Source organism: Paraglaciecola sp. MB-3u-78 (assembly GCF_002835935.1).
Classification (GTDB): Bacteria; Pseudomonadota; Gammaproteobacteria; order Enterobacterales; family Alteromonadaceae; genus Paraglaciecola.
This window is the reverse complement of record NZ_PJCF01000063.1, coordinates 1-435: the sequence shown is the minus strand read 5'-3', so window position 1 is coordinate 435 and position 435 is coordinate 1. Positions and strand designations below refer to the sequence as shown.

General features: G+C 46.7%; 1 protein-coding gene. It reads left to right on the top strand.

Translation table 11 applies throughout. The features are described from left to right. Positions 1–435: Ig-like domain-containing protein (locus tag CXF95_RS26340; RefSeq protein WP_157828264.1), on the top strand; the 435-nt coding region annotated here is incomplete at both ends.

Genomic DNA, 435 nt, shown 5'->3' with positions numbered 1-435 from the left:
CTGGACCAGAGCTGGTTGATTCCACCTTATTTGATGGTATTACTGACGTACCCACCAACGTTTGGATCAGGATCCGTTTTGATGAACCTTTGAGTGTTCTGGAACTTTCGGGAGTTATAATTGAAGACAGTATCGGCGCATCTGTTGCGGTAAATGTCAGTCTCAGTGGCGACAGACGTACTATCAATGTAGTACCTAAAAATCTGTTAGATGCTAGTAGTAACTACAGTTTGATTGTGGCAAACATCACTGACATAAGTGGTAACTTACTTAGCACTAGCATCACTCAGGGCTTTAACACTGACAGCAGCACCGATCTGCTGGCCGGTTCAGAAACCTACCGCAGCATTCCCAACGCCGTGACAAACGTACCTCGAAACGCGGCATTTGAAGTAGGTCTGAACGAACGACTGGATCCTGCTTCAGTGCAGCCAG